We start from the raw sequence: 15902 nt of genomic DNA on the forward strand, positions 1-15902 counted from the left end.
AAATTTCAATAAGATTCTAGTTAATACCTGCTTAACTTAGACTTAAAGCATTTTAAAAAATTCTTCTAAAGGCAAAGCAGGTTAGAATCTTTTCTTTTTGCCTTTTATTTAAACTCTTTTGTTTTTTATCACTATTTATAAATGATAGGTTTATTGATTGTGCTTTGTGGGTATCTTTAGGCTTTTGCGAGCTATGCTTTTGTAGTGAGGCATTGCAATCTTTGTTTGGGTAAATTGTGGCAATCTCTTGGTAATTTCTCTTTGTGTTTTTGTATGCAATTATCAAAATTTATAGCTTATTGTGTGGGGTTTAAAAATGGGTATTCAAGTATAAATATGCTAAAATGCTCTAAAGTAAAGCTAGAGAGGCAAAAATGGTTAGTGCTTTGGATATTGTTTTAATCATATTTTTAGTGATTGTTTTTATTATTGGAATGAGTTTTTTTCTCTATTATGCTTATAAAAAGTAAGGAATTAAATGTCAAAAGTAGAATTGGATTTAAGTAATAGAACATTGGTGCATATTTGTTGTAGTGTGGATAGCCATCATTTTTTAACACAACTGCAAAAAACTTATCCAGATAAAAAGTTTTGTGGCTATTTTTATAATCCTAATATTCACCCTTATGATGAATATCTTATGCGTCTTAAAGATGTGCAAAGAAGCTGTGAAATGCTAGATATTCCTTTGATTGTTGGGGAATATGATTTACAAGATTGGCTAGAGGGTAGTAAGGGATTAGAAGAAGAGCCTGAAAAGGGTGAGAGATGTAGTTTTTGTTTTGATTATCGCTTAAGTTCAAGCGTGAAAGTGGCTAAAGAATACCGCTGTTCTGAATTTACTACCACGCTTTTAGCAAGTCCTATGAAGTCTCAACAAGAACTTTTTGCACAAGGAGAAGCAATCGCCAAAAAAGAGGGCTTAGGATTTTTACCCATAGATGTGAGAGGCAATGGAGGCACAAAAGTGCAAAATGAACTCGCAAAAGAAGCAAACTTGTATCGGCAAAATTATTGTGGTTGCCTTTATGCGCTTAAAAAACAAAGAGAAAAATCTAATAAATTGCCTTTTGAATTAATTTCAACACTAAGTTTGCCAAAAGATTCTAGAAATTTACCTACCTTGCGTTTAAAAAATTTCAAAACTAGAGAAACATTAGAAAAAGAGCAAAAACCTTATTATTTTGCAAAAAGAAAGGTATTGCAATACCGTCTTTTAAAAGGAATTTTAACCCAAGAGGGCAAGAGTATTCCTAGTTTTATCTGTAGTTATTCTATGCTACATAAACCTACAAAGGCACGCATTGAGCTATGGCAAGATGGTATAGGATATGCTTCAAAAGAGGGGATTTTGTTTTTGGAGTTTAGCTATTTTCAAGAGATTTTGCAAAAAAATAGCTTTGAAGAGCTTTTAAAAGAGGGTTTAGGTGAAGAGATACAGCTAAAGCTAAGAATGCAAATATATGCAGAAGGGTTTTTTATCTCTCCTATTGTGATTTTAAAAGAGCAGATTTTTGGGGAATTTAGCTTAGAAATCCAAGCAATCTCCCAAGAAGAAAGCTTAGAAGATTTTATAAGGATATAAGATGTATGCAATAGCATTTAATGCAAATGAAAAATATATACCTTATTTTGCGGTATTATTAACTTCTATTATTCACAATACAAGGCAAGATTTTAATAAAGAGCCTTATTCTTTTCATCTTTTGGTGGATAAAATCTCCCAACAAACAAGAGAAAAATTAGAAAATTTAATTTTAGAGCTTAGTAAAATTTATCCTTGCACCTTAAAAATTCATGTGGTTAAAGAGGATATTTTTGCAAAATATAACTTACCACAATTAAATGGGAATTATTTGGCTTATTATCGTTTATTAGTAGGTAGTCTTTTGGAAAAAGAGATTAAAAGTGTGTTTTATTTAGATGTAGATATGTTAGTGCTAGGAGATTTAAGAGAGATTTTTACGCATATAGATAATGTGCGGGGGGGGGGGGCATTTGTGGAGTAGTATTAGATTACTTAGATACTACACGCACTCTTAGTCCTTATGATAAAGGATTGCCTAAATTTAGCGGGAACTTTGCAAAAAATTATTTTAATTCTGGCTTACTTTTAATAGATTTGGAGGCTTATCGGGTAGAAAATATAGAAAGAAAAGCTCTAAAAATTGCAAAAGATTATCATTGCGTAGAGCATGATCAAAGCATTTTAAATGCAGTTTTGCTTAATAAAACTTACAAATTGCCTCTAAAATGGAATCTTTTGGTTTATTTGTATTGCAATGCAAAAAGTTTGGAGGAGAAAAAGCCAAATATTTCTTATTCCAAAAAAGAACTAGATGAAGCTTTAAGTAATCCTTATATATTGCATTTTTATACACACCATAAACCTTGGGAAGATGCAAAAGTATATGTGGATTTTAAAGGGAAGTTTTTGGGAGAATATTGGTGGGAGATGGCTTTTAAGACACCTATTTTTTATGAAGAATTAAAAGAAATAGAAGAAAAAGCTAAAAAAGCTAAAAGTTTTCAGATAAATTTGGGATTTAGGCTTTATAAAATTACTAAAACCTTTAAAATATTTTCTATTTTTATCATCCCATTTGCACTGCATTTTATACTAAAAAACAAACAAACTTGCATAAATATTCCTATAAACTCCTATAATCTTTCCTATGAAATAGGAAGAGCTGCTTTATATGCTTATGATAGGAGAAAAAAGGGCAAACATTTTTCTTTGAGTTTTAAAATTTTTAAACTCATAAAAAGAATGGTTTAGTTTTTGTTGTTGCATTAATTTTTGGGGATTTTAGAAACAAAATCTAATTTTATTAGATATTTTAGTAAATTAGATAGAGAATGCAATAATCAAAATATTTGTTATTTTTGCAAGGCTTCCTGCCTTACAAAATAATTAAATTTTAAAGTAGTCTTTGATTTCTTGGGCTTTATCGGTTTTTTCCCAACTAAATTCTGGTAATTCTCTACCAAAATGTCCATAGCTTGCTGTTTTTCTATAAATTGGACGCAATAAATCAAGACTTTCAATAATACCTTTTGGAGTAAGGCGGAAGATATTTTTCACGCATTCTTCAATTTTAGAATCTTCTACCTTTCCTGTTCCGTGGGTATTAACAAGGATAGATACGGGCTCTACCACGCCGATTGCATAGGCGATTTGGATAGTGGCTTTATCACAAATTCCACTTGCTACAAGATTTTTAGCTACATAACGCATAGCATACGCACCGCTTCTATCTACTTTGCTTGGATCTTTTCCGCTAAATGCACCTCCACCATGCGGACAACTTCCACCATAAGTATCTACGATGATTTTTCTACCGGTTAATCCTGCATCTCCTTGAGGACCTCCGATTACAAATTTACCAGTTGGATTTACAAAATAACGGATATTATCGTTTGCAAATTCTTTAGGAAGTGCTTTTTTAACAACTTCTTCAATGATTGCATTTCTTAAATCGGCTTGAGAAGTTTCAGGGCTGTGCTGTGTAGAAACTACAATGGTATCAATGCCAACAGGCACGCCATTAGCATATTTAATAGTTACTTGAGATTTGCCATCAGGACGCAAGAAAGGCAATGTGCCATTTTTTCTAACTTCTGCTAATCTTTCTGTAATTCTGTGTGAAAGATAAATAGGCAAAGGCATAAGCACATCTGTTTCACGGCATGCATAGCCAAACATTAACCCTTGATCTCCCGCACCTATTTCGCCATCTTCTCTATCTACCCCTTGGTTAATATCAGGGCTTTGCTCGCCTACGCCATTTAGCACACCCGCACTTCTATAATCAAAGCCATATTTTGCATCAATATAGCCTATTTCTCTAATAACTTCTCTTGCAATATCTTGCATAGGTGCGTATGTGTGAGTTTTAAGTTCTCCTGCAATCACACAATAACCATTTGAAAGTAAGGTTTCACAAGCTACTCTAGCTTTAGGATCTCTTTCAATGATGTAATCTAAAATCGCATCACTAATTTGATCGGCCATTTTATCAGGATGTCCTTCGGTAACAGATTCGGATGTAAATAGAAACTCTTTTTTCATAAATTCACCTTGTATTTTTATTTTTTTAATCATAGCATAAAAAAACTTAAAATTTTTAAGCAGTATTAACTCTATAAAAATAAATTTTAAAAATGAACTTTTATAAATTTGATATAATGCAGTTTTTAGTAATTGGCAAGGAGGGAAATTGCGAAATTATTATGCGAGTTTATGCACAAAAATGTATGAAATATTGCATAAAGAAGCTCCAGAAGATGAGTTGGAATTTTATTTAACTTATGCTAAAAAAGGAGAAAGAATTTTAGAGCCACTTTGTGGAAGCGGAAGATTTTTAGTGCCATTTTTGCAAAGAGGTTTTGATATTAGAGGAGTGGATTCTTCTAAGCAAATGCTAGATGTGCTAAAAGCGAAAGCTCCTTGTGCAAAAGTTATACAAGCGGATTTTTTAGATTATTCTATAAAAGAAAAATTTGATTATATTTTTATTCCTTCAGGTTCTATAGGGCTTTTTAGTGATATGCAAATTTTACATAAAGTTTTATGTAAATTAAAAGAGCTTTTAAAACAAAAAGGCAGGCTTGTTTTTGGAGTGGATACGATTTTTACAAAGTTACCCAATGATGATGTGTATAAAGAAAATGTTTGCGTAAAAACAAAAGAAGGTTTTAGTTTGCATCTAAAAAGTAAAAATTTTTATGAAGAGCTTACTCAAACGCAATTTTCTCCCGGAATTTATGAGCTTTATGATGGGGATAAACTATTAAAGACGGAGAGTATGGATTTTGTTATCCATCTTTATAAGATGGGAGAGATGGAGCAGTATTTAAAGAAAGTGGGTTTTAAAGAGATTAAAGTTTATTCTTCTTTTGATAAAAAGATTGCAAAAGATATAGATAATGAAGTGCTAATGCTTTTGTATGAATGTGGTTTGTAAAATGATATCTTTTGATTTAGAGCTTTTTAAGACTCTAAATCTTTTTCAAGCTTCTCTTTAATTTCTTGAGGTAATTTACTTAGGAAATTTCCTAAATCAAAATGGATACCTTGTGTTTGTGCTTCATTTAAAAGTGCAATTGCCTTTTTGGCGTTAAATTGGCTTAGGGGTTGATAGGGTTCAAAAAGTGTATTGGTGATAGCTAGAGCATAAGCTATTTTTTGGATTTCTCCTTCTGCTGCATGAGGGTTATCCAAAAAGGCAATTCCTTGTATTAATACTTCATCAAATTTCCAATAATCAAATAAAAATCCTAAAAATGAAATACTATCTACACCACAATATTGATTTTCTAGCTCATGAATATCCCTAAAACCATTGGTTTCATTTGCATATAAAAATTCTTTATCTTTGTTGGTTTTAATGAGAATAGAAGAAAGCAAAATCATTCCAAGTCTTAAAAGCATAGCACAAGGAACAAGTGTGTTTGCCAGTCCTTTATCTTCTTCGTGGAGCCATTCTGAAATAAAATCTACCTCTTTGGCACAATTTTCCAAAAAAGTGCTTGTTTCTAAGCCATAAGGAGATACATCAATAATGAAATTGCTACGAATGGAATTTGCAAGAACAATATTTTTAATATTTGTAATGCCTAAAAGCGAAATAACTTGCTGTATTGTAGAAACTTGTCTTGAAAAACCATAAAAAGGAGAATTGGCTAACCTTAAAAGCTCTCCAACTAGCAAAGGATCTTTAGAAATAATTGTTGCAACATCTCCTAAATTGACATCTGCACCTTTTTTATCAATATAATCACGCAATTCTATTACCGTTTTGGGTAAAGGTGGGAGATCATTAATAGTCTCTAATAAAAGAGGATTCATAATTATCCTTCATAAATTTTTTATTTACCACAAGTAAAAACCCTTAAAGCTTAAATCCTTAAGTTTAGGGATTTTCTAATTAATTTATAATATTCTAGCATTATTTTTTTAAAAAACTACTTACCAAGAACTTTAAAAAGTGTTAAAATTAAAGTTTAATATTTTGCAATGAAAACTGCAAGCTTTTAAGGAATGAAAATGCGTTTTGGAAAAATTGATTATCTTAATCTTTTGCCTTTTGAAGTTTTTATCAAAAGTTATCCATTGCCCTCATCGTTTAAACTTTTTTATCAGAAGAAAAAATCCTATCCTGCAAAGCTAAACCAAGAATTTATCTTTGGTAGAATTGATGCTGGGTTTGTTTCTTCTATTACTGCACTTAATCAAAAACGCTATAAATTTTACGCACACAATATTGGGATTGTTGCAAGAAAAAAGGTATTGAGTGTAATTGCACTTAAAAATCAAAGTGGGAGCGATTACCAATCAGATACCTCCAATGCACTTTTGAAAGTTTTGGGAATTAGAGGGCGTGTTTTAATAGGAGATAGAGCTTTAAAAGTGGTGTTAAAAGAGCAAAAAGAAGGCAAAAAAGATTATATTGATATGGGAGAATTTTGGGTTAAAAAACACAATTTACCCTTTGTATTTGGAAGGGTTTGCATCAAAAAGCATAGAGAATTTTATATAAAAGTTTTTAAAAAATTCCAAAATTCACATATTAAAATTCCTCATTATATTCTTTTAGAATCTGCTTTGAAGAACGATTTATCCAAAAATGATATTTTGGAATATTTAAAAGTTTTAAGCTATAAAATTGATACTAAAGCAAACTATGGCGTTAATCGCTTTTATAGGGCTTTAAGAATTGCACAAATTAAGCCTCCAAAAAGATTTTGATTTATTTTAAACTTCATCGTAGGTTTAAGGTAGTATAATAGCAACCTTTAAATTTAATTTTTCCCAAAATTTATGGGGTAGGAGTTATGAATGGAGCAGACATTATCCATTATCAAGCCAGATGCTGTTAAAAAAAATGTAATTGGTAAAATTATTGATAGGTTTGAAACTAATGGTTTAAGAGTTGTGGCAATGAAAAGAGTTTATCTTAGCAAAAGAGATGCAAAAGAGTTCTATGCAGTGCATAAAGAAAGACCCTTTTTTCCTGATTTAGTGGATTTTATGGTAAGTGGTCCTGTTGTGGTTATGGTGTTAGAAGGTTTAAATGCAGTGGCAAAAAACCGCGAACTTATGGGTGCTACTAATCCAAAAGAGGCAGCTGCAGGAACAATTAGAGCAGATTTTGCAGATAGCATTGATGCAAATGCAGTGCATGGTAGTGATAGCCTAGAAAATGCACAAAAAGAAATCGCATTTTTCTTTGCTAAAAGAGAAATTTGCTAACAAATAGTAAAATACCCTTTGCTAGGGCGTTACAAACTTTAAGAAATGAGCAAAAAATTCCTTTTTGCATAGATTTTAAAGAAAATAGCAAAGATGTGATAAAATTAGAGGGATTTTTATCCTCTTGCGAGTATGACACAAGGCTTTTAAAATTTCAAGCTAGACTTAGCGGACAAATAGAATTGGTTTGTGATATGAGCGGACAAGAATACCTCAAAGACTTGGATGAGAATTTGGAATTTTATCTAAGTGATGGTATTTTTTGTTGTGAAACTGAAAATTTTGAAGAAATTATTGAGTGTGAAAATGGTATGATTGATTTTTTAGAAATTCTAAGGAGCGAATTAGAAATGATTCGCTGTGATTTTCACACAAAAGACGATTAAATTAACTTAAGGAGTAAATTATGGCAGTTCCAAAGAGACGCGTTAGTAAAACAAGAGCAGCAAAGAGAAGAACACATTACAAAATTACTTTAGCAATGCCTGTTAAAGATAAAGATGGCACATGGAAAATGCCACACCGTGTTAATAAATTTACTGGAAACTATAAAAACTAAGGTTAGCAAACCAGTATGAAAGTTGCTATTGATGCAATGGGTGGAGATTTTGGATCTTTGCCCTTAGTGGAAGGTGTTTTATTAGCATTAAAAGAAAAGAATTTTGAAGCAATTTTAGTGGGAAATAAAGAGGTTTTAGAGCCACTTATTCCTGCAGAATTTGCTAAAAGAATCCAAATCGTTCATTGTGAAGATTTTATCACAATGGAAGAGGGAGCTACTTCAGCATTAAAACGCAAAGAAAGCTCTATTTATGTTGCTATTGAAATGCTAAAAAATAAAGAAGTAGATGCGGTTGTGTCTGCAGGACATAGTGGTGCTACCATGAGTTTGGCAACACTGAAAGTTGGTAGGATTGAGGGAGTTTCGCGTCCTGCTATTTGCACGCTTATGCCAAGAATTGATGGAAAACGATCTTTAGTAGTAGATGCGGGTGCAAATGTAGAATGCAAAAGTGAAAATCTCTTTGAGTTTGGTATCATGGGATATGAATATGCTACATCTGTGCTTATGCATCACAATGCTAAAATAGGTATTTTAGCTAATGGTGAAGAAGAATGTAAAGGCAATGAAATCACAAGAGAAGCTTCTGCTTTATTAAAAAAACATCCTGCATTTATAGGCAATATTGAGGGTAATAATATTTTTGATTCTTCAGTAGAGGTTATTGTGTGTGATGGTTTTGTGGGAAATATTGTTCTAAAAACGAGCGAAGGAGTTGCAGACTCTATTGTATATCTTTTGAGAAAATACATTAAATCTTCCCCTATAGGAATTTTTGGTGCATTGTTTATGAAAAATGTTTTTAGAAAGCTAAAAAAACAGATTGATTATGCAGAATATGGTGGTGCTCCACTGCTTGGGATCAATGGTAGCGTGATTATTTGTCATGGTAAGAGCAATGCTAAAGCTATGAAAAATGCTATTTTTCAAGCCATTAGCACTTTAGAAAATAATATCAATGATAAAATTTTTAATGCTATTAAGCAATATAAATAAATGAAGGTTAGCCAATGGAAAGTGAAATTTATGCGAGTTTAAAATCCATTGGTGCTTATGTTCCTGAGAAAATCGTTACAAATGATGATTTAGCAAAGATAGTAGATACAAGTGATGAGTGGATTAGCAAACGCACAGGTATTAAAGAAAGGCGTTTTGCACAGGCTGGTGAAGCTACAAGCGATTTAGCTACAAAGGCAGCTAAAATTGCGCTAGAGAGAGCAAAAATCACTCCAGAAGAAGTGGATATGGTGATTGTTGCTACCATTTCTCCTGATTATTTTTGTATGCCATCAACCGCTTGTGTTGTAGCTCATAATCTTGGGATTATTAATAAGCCTGCATTTGATATTAGTGCAGCTTGTAGTGGATTTATTTATCTTCTTTCGTTGGCAAAATCCTTTATTGTTTCTAAAGCTTGTAAAAATGTTTTAATTATTGGTGCAGAAAAGCTTTCAAGTATTATTGATATGCAAGATAGAAGCACTTGTGTGCTTTTTGGTGATGGTGCAGGTGCAGCAGTTATTGGCACTACAAGCAATCAGGAAGAAAGCATTATAGATGTAAATATTTCTTCTAATGGACAGTATAAGGACTTTTTGATAACTCCAGGTTGTGGCAGTAAGAATCCTGCAAATGAGGCAATGTTGCAAGAGAGAATGCAATTTATTAAAATGAAAGGCAATGAAACATTCAAGCTAGCAGTTAAAACGCTTACTAATGATGTTGTGGAGATTTTAAAAAGAAACCATTTAGATAAAGAAGATATTGATTATTTTGTTCCACATCAAGCCAATTTACGCATTATTTCTGCGGTAGGCGATTCACTTTCTTTCCCTAAAGAGAAAGTTGCTCTAACAGTCCAAAAATATGGCAATACCTCAGCAGCTTCTATACCTATGGCGATTAATGATCTTTATGAAGAGGGCAAAATTAAAAAAGGCTCTAAATTGCTCTTAGATGCTTTTGGTGGTGGGCTTACTTGGGGTTCTGCAATTTTGCATTTTAATTAATTGCTTCTAGACCATCAAAGTCTTAAATTACCTTTTAAAGTATTGTTATAAGAATTTGAAAAATACGAGTTTTCGTATATATATTCATATCTATAAAAGTTATGATTTTAATTAAATCTTCAAAAGTCTTTATTAAGAAAAAAACCGATTAATATAAAAAGTTAAATATATCATATAATCTTCTAAAAACATTAAATTAAGAATGTGTGAATAAGATACAAAAGACTAACAAAGAGACAAAAATAGCATTGTATAAAGGGGTTTGTTTGCAAAAGAGTTGGGAGAGTAAAAAATCAAAATATAAAGTCATCAAAACAATTTAGATAGACAAGGTTGTTGTAATCTTTGAATAGATTATTTAAGTTGTATCATAGCAATAGAAATAGTTTTAGTCTGTATTTGTTATGTTTAGGGTGTAGTTATAAAGTAATGTAAAAAATCAAAGCGAGTATTTTTGCTTTACATTTCTTGATGGTTTGCTTTATACTTGCTTGATATTTACTGGACACTTACTTTACAAATAGCTAATAAATGCCTATTAAACGCTATTTAAAAAGATTTCAAAGGGCAGTTTTTTTAAAATAACCTACAACGCGTCCTAGTATTTCAAAATTCTCCCCTTCTAGCTCTATGGGTTCATATGCTTTATTATCACTAAGCAGTTTGAGTTTAGGGCGTTTTTGGAGGCGTTTTACATATACCTCCTCTTTTAATGCGTGTTACACATATTTCCCCCTCTTTAGCTTCTCCTTGTTGCACTAAAAGATAGCAATTCTCTGGGAGAGTGGGAGACATAGAATTACCATATCCTATAATAACTGATAGATTAGCAAAGGAAAGTAGCCCAAAGTATTCCCGCAAGAAACTCTTAGAAAAGCTAAAGGATTGGCTACTTTCTTCATCATTATAGGCACCACTTCCTGCACTTGCTCTAACATTTTCATAGAAAGGTATTATAACTATTTCATCATTTAAGGTTTGTTGCGAAGTTTCTAGTAAAAAAGTATTTGTAGGACATTTTTTGGCGATTGTCGGACATATTTTCACCTATGAAAGATGAAGGGCTTATATTAAAAGCAGAAGTATTTTTTTATTGAACTTATTGAAACGCCTGATTTTTTTGATAAATCGGTTTGTGGCCAACCAAAATGCTCTCTATTCTTTTATTTTTGTAGAAAGTTCCATATTTTATTTCTTTTTCTTAACAAGTTCAAAATATTTCACTATGATTCTATCACTTTTAAAAGAATTGTATCACAAAAACATAGCTTTTAAGAGGTTTGGGCGGGCGGGAAGAATACCGCTTTTGGAGCTTTAAGTAGTTTTGCTATGTTAAAAAGAATGCAAAAAGAGTAAATTTTGCCAAGCTATCAATAGATTTTGTTTTAAGAAAATTTAATAGGGTATGAATTTGGAATTTTGCAATGGGGGTGATTGTTGGCAAATTTTACAGACTTGCTAAATAAAAGCTAAAGAAAGTAGATAGCTAAATGGGATTGATTAGGAAGTTAAATGCTATTTGGGAAAGCAAAAATAAGTTTTAAAGTTTAGGAAAGGTTTATGAAAATGCTAATATGCTTATTAGAATTTGGATTTCTTATTGATTGAAATAGTGCTTTAATGTATGGATTAATAGTATAAACTTATTTAAAAAGATTGTAATTTAATTTCATATTCTAGGTTTTTTTCATCAAGTTTTTGGGTTAAAATATCTTGATTTTGGCATTCAAAATAGATGCATATTCCACAATCGCTACTTAGTTCCCTAGGTGTTGGCATAAGCTTGATTAGAGTGTGCGGTATTTCTTTTAAAATCTCCTCGCCATAAAAGGCGTCCGCACTGCTAAAGACTAGAATATATCCTTTTTGCATTTTATTTCCTTAGTTTTTGTTAATTTCTTGAAGTGCATAGATTAAATAATCAATTTCTTCTTTTGTATTGAAAGCTCCAAGTCCTATTCTAAGAGTTCCACCTTCTTTTAAAGTGCCTAAAATATTATGTGTAGCAGGAGAGCAGTGCAAACCCATTCTTAGACAAATTCCATAATTCTCTCCAAGTTTGAAATCCACCTCAGAAATGCTTTTATTTTGCATTCTAAAAGAGAAATTTGCAATTCCATGGGTTGGAAAATAAGTTTGTATTCCATTAAGAGATTTTAATCTTTCTTGCAAATACATTCCAAGTTCATATTTTTCTTGATAGATATTTTTAACCCCCTTTTGCTCTATCCATTCTAATGCAACTTTAAGCCCTGCTATACCATGCATATTAGGCGTTCCGCTTTCAAATCTATCAGGCAAAAAGTTGGGTTGGAATTCCTCTTGACTAAGGCTTCCTGTTCCTCCAAAAATAAGAGGTTCTAAACTTTCTTGATTAAAAGTATCGCTTAATGCTAAAACCCCAATCCCCATTGGAGCTAAAAGTCCTTTATGTGCGCTAAGTGCTAATAAATCTACCTTAGAAAAAATATCTTCTAATGGGAGAATACCCGCACTTTGTGTTGCATCTAGCAAGAAGAGTGTTTGGGTTTCTTTTGTAATTTGGCTTAATGCCCCAATGGGTAAGATAGCACCCATTACATTATTTACATGCACACATGCAAGCATTTTTGCACCCTTGCACATCTCTTTTGCGATTTTTAAATCAATATTGCCAAGGCTATCTGTAGGGATTTCCCTAATTTGCAAATTTAGTTTATTTTTGAGTGCATTTAGTGGGCGTTTTATGGCATTGTGTTCTATTTGTGTGGTTACGACAATATCATTTTCTTTTAAGACGCCTTGTAAGGCAGTGTTGATTGCACTTGTGGCATTAAGAGTGAAGAGGATTCTTTTTAAATCCTTTAAGCCAAGCATTTTAGCTAAAAGACTTCTGCTTGTATGCAAGATTCTCCCAGAAGCAATGGAGAGAGGATGGGCACTTCTGCTAGGGCTTGCACCGATATTTTCTAAAAAATCACTCATTGCCTCTTTAACACCTGGAGCTTTTGGAAAGCTTGTAGCAGCATTGTCTAAATACACTAACCTTTTTGGCTTCAAAATTATCCTTTCTTTTTTAGGAGATATACAAATTCATCTCCACTAGATTCTAATAAATTAACTTCATAATTATGATTTTTAGCCATTCTTTGAATATTTTCATTGGAGGCACCGCAACTACATAATACTTTAATCTCCAAACAGCCCTCATCTATAAGGGGTTTTAGATTTAAAACGGGCTCGGGGCAGGATAGCCCTCTTACATCAAGCTCTTTCATTATGCTCTCCTTTCTTTAGCAAAAATTGCTACAATAATACAAAAGACAATACCTAAAAATACTGCTATAGGTGCGTTAGCTCCAATTCCAGCAGGAGAGCTTGCTAAGCCAAAATTGTGTGCTATAGCCGCTCCAAAAAGTAAGCCAAACACGAATACCCCTGCATCTCCATCGCCTTCGCCCGCTAGAACAAGTTGTCTTCCAGGACATCCTCCAGCAAGTGTAAATGCAATACCAGAGAGTAACATTCCTAAAAAGTTCCATACTGCATCGTTGTGTGCTATGGGTTGGTTGCTAAATCCAAGATGGAAGCTTCCTAATGCAAGATTGGTTAAAAATGCTACGATAACAAGAGCAATTACGCCTTGCAAAATATGTGTGTCTTTAAAAAGCACTGTATCTCTAACAGCAGCAATCATACAAAAACGGCTTCTTTGGAAAATAGCTCCTAAAAATAGTCCTGCAATTAAGGAAAGGATTAGAGGTGCATGCTGTGAGCCAGGTCCTTTTTGTGAGGTTTTGACAAGTGTATTAGGATCCCATAAGCTCCACATTAAAAGTCCAAAAAGCAAAAGTGCAAAGAGGGGAAAGGCTAAGCCAACAATTTTGCTAGTTTGTCTATTTCTTCCTAGTGAAAAACCTCTTTTTAAGAAAAATAAACCTATTAAAATTCCAACAATAAGTCCTCCAACACCTGCTAATGCACTTAAATCACCCCCGCTTAATCTAAGCCACATTCTCCAAGGACAACCTAAAAACACAAGAGCACCAATCATGGCAAAAGCACCTAGCATAAAACGCACAATGGGTGCTGAACCTGCTCTTGCTCTAAATTCTCCTAAGAAAAAAGAAGTAATCAAAGCTCCAAAGACTAAACCAATAATTTCTGGGCGAATATATTGCACAATTCCTGCTTGATGCAAGTTGAGAGCCCCTGCAATATCTCGCGTAAAACATGCAGCACACATTCCCATATTGCCTGGGTTCCCAAAATAAACTAGCACCGGTGCTAATACGCCCAAAGCAACTCCTGCCAAAATAGGCAAAATAGCCAATTTCATAGATTCCTCCAAAATAAATATGAATAAACAGCGTGAATTTCTATAAAGAAGTTTAAAAAGAAAATGCTGTGTGCTTAAACCTTAAGCCAAATAAAAGTTTGTATTTTATCCAATAATACTTAAAAAATACTTGTTTTATAAGGTTGTGTTTTTAAAGCTTGGAGCAATAAAAGATATTTGTCTTGCTGTATTTTTTCTTTAATAACAAGCGGTGGAATAGGCTGTTTCTGGGAATAAAGCCATTCTTTTATGGAATAATTTTTTAATTTTTTGTAAGTGCTTAGGATCCATTTTGCTTTTAGGGGGGTGTTGGTTTGTGCATTGTGTAGCTTGATTTGTTGTTTTAATAAATGGATATCTTTATAGGATTCTAGGAGATTCAATAGGGTTTTTGGGGGTATTTGTGCTAGATTTTTAAAGGATTCTTGATTTTTTAAAAGAAGCAAAAGAGGATTTAGGATTTTTTTGGGAATTTGTAAATCTAAATGGGTAGAATTTAAAAATAAAGCGGCAAATTTTAAAAGCAAAGCTTGATTATCTAGTTTTTGTAAAGTGCTTAAATTATGTAAAAGTGTGGGTGTTTTATAAAGGTTGGGGAAAGCATATTTTAAAACTTTAAGCTCTAAAAGAGTGCTAAAAAAAAGTGCAGATTTTGGGTGTTGCATTGCATTTTCTACTTCTTTATAAACGCGGTTTGGCTCTAGCTCTTTTAGGGTTTCTTTCATAGAATAAACAAGCTCTTTTGTGCTAGGGTGTATTCTCCATTCTTCTCCAAAACGCGCTCTAAATCTAGCAAGGCGTAAAATTCGTAAAGGATCTTCACAAAAAGCTTTGCTCACATGGCGTAAGATTTTGTTTTTTAAATCTTCTTTTCCTCCAAAATAGTCAATAATTTTTTGTTCTTCTTCATCATAAGCAAGTGCATTGATAGTTAAATCACGGCGTTTTAAGTCTTCTTCTAAGCTAACATTTTCTATCTCAAAAGAAAAGCCATTATAGCCTTTGTCTATTTTAAATTCTTTGCGCGCAAGTGCAATTTGAGTGGAGTTATCTTGTAAAAATACAGGAAAGCTTTTGCCAACGCGTCTTAAGTGAGAGAAATCTTCTTGTGTGTAGCCGACTGCTACATAATCTTTGTCATTTAAGGGCAGATTTAAGAGCATATCTCTAACTGCCCCACCTACTAAGTATATTTTCTTAGTAGAGGCCATATTTTCCATCAATCCTTTTGTAAATCACACGCATTTTAGAATCCTTGTCGTTAAAAACAAAAAATTGTTGGGAGCTACTTTTTAATCTTTCTAGTGCATCTTCAATATCTAAAGGCTTATGGAGATCTAAATCCATAGGGACAATTTCATCTTCGCTAGTTAGTGTAAGTGCTTCATCGGCTAAAATAGGTGCTACCATTAAATCATCTGTTCTTATTGCGTGTTTGATATTGATTTTATCATGGTAGCGACGCAAAATTTTATGCATTCTTGAAATTGCCAAATCTGCTGCTGCATATAAGTCTTTATCTTTTTGGCTAATGACTACGGTGTTTGTTTTTGCCATAGAAAGAGTAATATCAAAGTTAAAAAGTCTTTTCTTTTTTTCTTTGCCCTTTTTTTCTTGGTAAGAAATGACAATTTTTGTGCTAATAATATCTAGATTATATTTTTCTAGACTCTCAATAAGGCGTGTGATATAGTCTTTAATAGAATCTGTTAGCTCAAAATGTCTTGCTGTGATTGTTACATTCATGCTCTACTCCTT

The 15902-nt window shown here is 32.6% G+C and carries 20 protein-coding genes and 1 pseudogene; 10 read left to right on the top strand and 11 right to left on the bottom strand.

The features are described 5' to 3' along the window. The first annotated feature begins 478 nt into the window (after nucleotides 1-478). Genes B6S12_RS08175 through B6S12_RS11700 form a run of 3 tightly spaced genes read left to right on the top strand, consistent with a single transcriptional unit; the run spans nucleotide 479 to nucleotide 2779 of the window. Nucleotides 479-1585: an epoxyqueuosine reductase QueH gene (locus B6S12_RS08175; protein WP_111230310.1), complete on the top strand. Its 1107-nt coding sequence runs from the start codon at nucleotides 479-481 to the stop codon at nucleotides 1583-1585. Nucleotide 1586: 1 nt separating this feature from the next. After that, nucleotides 1587-2009 (top strand): glycosyltransferase, encoded by a 423-nt coding sequence (locus tag B6S12_RS11695; protein WP_111230311.1) that lies wholly within the window; start codon nucleotides 1587-1589, stop codon nucleotides 2007-2009. Between the two features lie 50 nt (nucleotides 2010-2059). Next, nucleotides 2060-2779 carry a glycosyltransferase gene (locus B6S12_RS11700; protein ID WP_181451013.1) on the top strand — a complete coding sequence of 240 codons (720 nt, stop codon included), beginning with the start codon at nucleotides 2060-2062 and terminating at the stop codon, nucleotides 2777-2779. Nucleotides 2780-2914: 135 nt separating this feature from the next. On the opposite strand, the gene metK is transcribed toward B6S12_RS11700, so the two are convergent. Beyond that, nucleotides 2915-4072, bottom strand: coding sequence for a methionine adenosyltransferase (gene metK / locus B6S12_RS08190; RefSeq protein ID WP_111230313.1), 1158 nt, complete (start codon nucleotides 4070-4072; stop codon nucleotides 2915-2917). Between the two features lie 148 nt (nucleotides 4073-4220). Between metK and B6S12_RS08195 the strand changes: the two genes are divergently transcribed. Further along, complete coding sequence (locus B6S12_RS08195) at nucleotides 4221-4967, top strand: class I SAM-dependent methyltransferase (RefSeq protein WP_220083646.1); 747 nt, start codon at nucleotides 4221-4223, stop codon at nucleotides 4965-4967. A gap of 26 nt (nucleotides 4968-4993) precedes the next feature. On the opposite strand, the gene cheP is transcribed toward B6S12_RS08195, so the two are convergent. Next, nucleotides 4994-5851 carry a cheVAW transcriptional regulator CheP gene (gene cheP / locus B6S12_RS08200; RefSeq protein ID WP_111230314.1) on the bottom strand — a complete coding sequence of 286 codons (858 nt, stop codon included), beginning with the start codon at nucleotides 5849-5851 and terminating at the stop codon, nucleotides 4994-4996. Nucleotides 5852-6049: 198 nt separating this feature from the next. Here cheP and B6S12_RS08205 point away from each other — a divergent pair, with 198 nt between their 5' ends. The 6 genes from B6S12_RS08205 (at nucleotide 6050) to B6S12_RS08230 (ending at nucleotide 9826) form a co-directional block, all read left to right on the top strand. Further along, a complete protein-coding gene (locus B6S12_RS08205; RefSeq protein WP_111230315.1) occupies nucleotides 6050-6751 on the top strand; it encodes an MqnA/MqnD/SBP family protein in 702 nt (233 codons plus the stop codon). A gap of 90 nt (nucleotides 6752-6841) precedes the next feature. Next, nucleotides 6842-7255, top strand: a complete 414-nt coding sequence (gene ndk, locus B6S12_RS08210; protein ID WP_111230316.1) for a nucleoside-diphosphate kinase — start codon at nucleotides 6842-6844, stop codon at nucleotides 7253-7255. Further along, nucleotides 7249-7641 (top strand): hypothetical protein, encoded by a 393-nt coding sequence (locus B6S12_RS08215; RefSeq protein ID WP_111230317.1) that lies wholly within the window; start codon nucleotides 7249-7251, stop codon nucleotides 7639-7641. The genes ndk and B6S12_RS08215 overlap by 7 nt, the downstream gene beginning before the upstream one ends. A gap of 20 nt (nucleotides 7642-7661) precedes the next feature. Beyond that, entirely contained in the window at nucleotides 7662-7814 is a 153-nt protein-coding gene (gene rpmF, locus B6S12_RS08220) for a 50S ribosomal protein L32 (protein ID WP_111230318.1), read from the top strand. A 15-nt stretch (nucleotides 7815-7829) separates the two neighbouring features. Next, nucleotides 7830-8813, top strand: coding sequence for a phosphate acyltransferase PlsX (gene plsX / locus B6S12_RS08225; RefSeq protein ID WP_111230319.1), 984 nt, complete (start codon nucleotides 7830-7832; stop codon nucleotides 8811-8813). Nucleotides 8814-8827: 14 nt separating this feature from the next. After that, on the top strand, nucleotides 8828-9826 hold the full coding sequence (locus B6S12_RS08230) for a beta-ketoacyl-ACP synthase III (protein ID WP_111230320.1): 999 nt from the start codon (nucleotides 8828-8830) through the stop codon (nucleotides 9824-9826). 560 nt (nucleotides 9827-10386) lie between these two features. On the opposite strand, the gene B6S12_RS11500 is transcribed toward B6S12_RS08230, so the two are convergent. The 9 genes and pseudogenes from B6S12_RS11500 to hpf all read right to left on the bottom strand — a co-directional run bounded on the left by B6S12_RS11500 (nucleotide 10387) and on the right by hpf (nucleotide 15890). Beyond that, a complete protein-coding gene (locus B6S12_RS11500) occupies nucleotides 10387-10488 on the bottom strand; it encodes a hypothetical protein (protein WP_245892623.1) in 102 nt (33 codons plus the stop codon). Between the two features lie 7 nt (nucleotides 10489-10495). Beyond that, nucleotides 10496-10873 (bottom strand): S24 family peptidase, encoded by a 378-nt coding sequence (locus B6S12_RS11505; protein WP_245892620.1) that lies wholly within the window; start codon nucleotides 10871-10873, stop codon nucleotides 10496-10498. 23 nt (nucleotides 10874-10896) lie between these two features. Then, a pseudogene (locus B6S12_RS11770) lies at nucleotides 10897-10947 on the bottom strand (hypothetical protein); the annotation flags it as partial. A gap of 526 nt (nucleotides 10948-11473) precedes the next feature. Further along, a complete protein-coding gene (locus tag B6S12_RS08240) occupies nucleotides 11474-11698 on the bottom strand; it encodes a putative Se/S carrier protein (RefSeq protein WP_111230321.1) in 225 nt (74 codons plus the stop codon). 9 nt (nucleotides 11699-11707) lie between these two features. Continuing rightward, on the bottom strand, nucleotides 11708-12865 hold the full coding sequence (locus B6S12_RS08245) for an aminotransferase class V-fold PLP-dependent enzyme (protein ID WP_245892621.1): 1158 nt from the start codon (nucleotides 12863-12865) through the stop codon (nucleotides 11708-11710). Nucleotides 12866-12867: 2 nt separating this feature from the next. After that, entirely contained in the window at nucleotides 12868-13083 is a 216-nt protein-coding gene (locus tag B6S12_RS08250) for a sulfurtransferase TusA family protein (RefSeq protein ID WP_111230323.1), read from the bottom strand. Beyond that, on the bottom strand, nucleotides 13083-14144 hold the full coding sequence (yedE, locus tag B6S12_RS08255) for a YedE family putative selenium transporter (RefSeq protein ID WP_111230324.1): 1062 nt from the start codon (nucleotides 14142-14144) through the stop codon (nucleotides 13083-13085). The genes B6S12_RS08250 and yedE overlap by 1 nt, the downstream gene beginning before the upstream one ends. A gap of 119 nt (nucleotides 14145-14263) precedes the next feature. Next, nucleotides 14264-15364 carry a tRNA nucleotidyltransferase/poly(A) polymerase-related protein gene (locus tag B6S12_RS08260; protein WP_111230325.1) on the bottom strand — a complete coding sequence of 367 codons (1101 nt, stop codon included), beginning with the start codon at nucleotides 15362-15364 and terminating at the stop codon, nucleotides 14264-14266. Then, the gene (hpf, locus tag B6S12_RS08265) at nucleotides 15342-15890 is read right to left on the bottom strand and encodes a ribosome hibernation-promoting factor, HPF/YfiA family (RefSeq protein WP_111230326.1); all 549 of its coding nucleotides are present in this window, start codon (nucleotides 15888-15890) and stop codon (nucleotides 15342-15344) included. Before hpf ends, B6S12_RS08260 begins: the two co-directional genes overlap by 23 nt. Between the last annotated feature and the right edge of the window lie 12 nt (nucleotides 15891-15902).

The organism is Helicobacter valdiviensis, from assembly GCF_003245365.1.
GTDB lineage: Bacteria > Campylobacterota > Campylobacteria > Campylobacterales > Helicobacteraceae > Helicobacter_D > Helicobacter_D valdiviensis.

Excerpts from the sequence above, each read along its gene's own strand:
- B6S12_RS08175 (WP_111230310.1), top strand. The coding sequence starts at position 479 with ATGTCAAAAGTAGAATTGGATTTAAGTAATAGAACATTGGTGCATATT.
- B6S12_RS11695 (WP_111230311.1), top strand. The coding sequence starts at position 1,587 with ATGTATGCAATAGCATTTAATGCAAATGAAAAATATATACCTTATTTT.
- metK (WP_111230313.1), bottom strand. The coding sequence starts at position 4,072 with ATGAAAAAAGAGTTTCTATTTACATCCGAATCTGTTACCGAAGGACAT.
- cheP (WP_111230314.1), bottom strand. The coding sequence starts at position 5,851 with ATGAATCCTCTTTTATTAGAGACTATTAATGATCTCCCACCTTTACCC.
- B6S12_RS08205 (WP_111230315.1), top strand. The coding sequence starts at position 6,050 with ATGCGTTTTGGAAAAATTGATTATCTTAATCTTTTGCCTTTTGAAGTT.
- ndk (WP_111230316.1), top strand. The coding sequence starts at position 6,842 with ATGGAGCAGACATTATCCATTATCAAGCCAGATGCTGTTAAAAAAAAT.
- rpmF (WP_111230318.1), top strand. The coding sequence starts at position 7,662 with ATGGCAGTTCCAAAGAGACGCGTTAGTAAAACAAGAGCAGCAAAGAGA.
- plsX (WP_111230319.1), top strand. The coding sequence starts at position 7,830 with ATGAAAGTTGCTATTGATGCAATGGGTGGAGATTTTGGATCTTTGCCC.
- B6S12_RS08230 (WP_111230320.1), top strand. The coding sequence starts at position 8,828 with ATGGAAAGTGAAATTTATGCGAGTTTAAAATCCATTGGTGCTTATGTT.
- B6S12_RS08240 (WP_111230321.1), bottom strand. The coding sequence starts at position 11,698 with ATGCAAAAAGGATATATTCTAGTCTTTAGCAGTGCGGACGCCTTTTAT.
- B6S12_RS08250 (WP_111230323.1), bottom strand. The coding sequence starts at position 13,083 with ATGAAAGAGCTTGATGTAAGAGGGCTATCCTGCCCCGAGCCCGTTTTA.
- yedE (WP_111230324.1), bottom strand. The coding sequence starts at position 14,144 with ATGAAATTGGCTATTTTGCCTATTTTGGCAGGAGTTGCTTTGGGCGTA.
- B6S12_RS08260 (WP_111230325.1), bottom strand. The coding sequence starts at position 15,364 with ATGGAAAATATGGCCTCTACTAAGAAAATATACTTAGTAGGTGGGGCA.
- hpf (WP_111230326.1), bottom strand. The coding sequence starts at position 15,890 with ATGAATGTAACAATCACAGCAAGACATTTTGAGCTAACAGATTCTATT.